Annotated in this window: 1 protein-coding gene; it reads right to left on the bottom strand. The window is 68.2% G+C overall.

The genetic code is table 11. The features are described from left to right. Positions 1-669: 669 nt before the first annotated feature. The gene (locus tag ACFUJR_RS32515; RefSeq protein WP_383171991.1) at positions 670-900 is read right to left on the bottom strand and encodes a helix-turn-helix transcriptional regulator; all 231 of its coding nucleotides are present in this window, start codon (positions 898-900) and stop codon (positions 670-672) included. Positions 901-1,538 lie beyond the last annotated feature (638 nt).

Raw genomic sequence — 1,538 nt, 5'->3', positions numbered from 1 at the left:
CGGCGGGTATGCGCCGTCGGCGATCCTCTTCCGGATCACGTCGGCTACCTGGCGCCATCGCGGCTGGTCAGGAGCGAACTCGATCATCCGAACACGCTCACATGCTGTAGCGCGCTACGCGAGATGCGGCATACCTGGCATGCCATAGCACGCTGCCTCTATGCTGCAAGCATGACAGACCCCCGCGACCGCGTGAACGGCCCGGGGGTACGGACGACACCCTTGGGAGGTCTCGTCATGGCAGACAGTACCGACCGCCGCCCCCGCCGTACAGGGAGTGCCGGGTTACGCCCGGAGTGCAGTATCGGCGAGCACCATTACTGCCGCCCCGGTCGGGTGGTCACCTGCTTCGGTGATGTGGTGTTCACGGATCGCTGCTCCTGCACGTGCCACAGGGGGCGAGGGCGGTGAAGCTCTGCGAGTACTGCGGGCAGCTCATCGAGGGCGAAGCCCTGGAGATCACGCCCACCTCTGATCGGGGGGCCCGCCCGTCGGTGTTCTGGCACAAGGAGCGCGCGGCGTGCGCTCGGCCGCGGCCCCCGCGTGCGGGGGACTCGCCGCTTGCCCGGCATCTGCGCCGGATCTGATCTCCTGTCCGTGGGCCTCGCGCCGTCGCCCGCGGGCAGGGCACTACCGCCCCGGCCTGTACCAATCCCCCGCAGGCCGGGGCTACCTCACCAGCTCGGCAAGCGGGGCGCCAACCGCGTGGGCGATCTGGAGAAGCAGCCCAAGGCTGGGATCGCTCTGGCCGTACTCGACTCGGTGGATGGTCTTGTGGTCGGCGCCGACGCGGTTCCCCAACTCGGCCTGGCTGAGGTTGGCCTTGACTCGGGCTTCGCGGATGCGGGCGCCGACGAGCTCGCGGCGGGTGAGGACCCATGCGGGCTGGTCGGAGGGCATCCCCCCAACGTCCGCCGGGCATGATCGTCCTGTCTTTACCTGACCAGGTAAAACGTTTGATCTTGATGGGGGAGGGCATCTCTGGATGGCCCCCTACAAGTTGTCCGCCCGGCGCCTCGCGCGTACGGAGCGGGCCGGGCACCGGCAGGCGTACATGCGTCCGCCGCTGGTCGCCCGCCGCCCTGATTTCGGTCAGGGCGGAGCTGCCCCGTCCCTTCGCGGGACGGGGCAGTGCTGCGTCGCCTACCGTGTACGAGAAGACCCCCCACCGATATACCCGGCGGGGGGTCTCTGCCTGTGGCGCCGGCCTCCCCGCCGGACAGCCACAGAATGTCGAGCAGCATGCGTCTGACGCGCGCGGGGAGTCGCGTCGGCCTGCTCAGTAGCCAGCACTCTACGCCGCAAGACTGCTGAGCACACCAGCTTTCTGTACATCCCCTTCAGCGGGGATGTGGACCCTATGTGGACTCCCGGCATGAGAACGGCCCCCCAGCCGAACACGACTGAAGGGCCGCCACAGGCTCTCACCTGCCACTTCTTACAGTGGGCGCGGACGGTTTCGAACCGCCGACATCTGCTTTGTAAGAACACGGGAAGCGCCCCGCGAGGATTTCCGAGAGTTTCCGAGACCCTCCGAG

Source organism: Streptomyces sp. NPDC057271 (genome assembly GCF_042668715.1).
In the GTDB taxonomy this organism is placed as follows: domain Bacteria; phylum Actinomycetota; class Actinomycetes; order Streptomycetales; family Streptomycetaceae; genus Streptomyces.
Note: the sequence above shows the minus strand (reverse complement) of the source record. Positions and strands in the feature narration are given on the sequence as shown.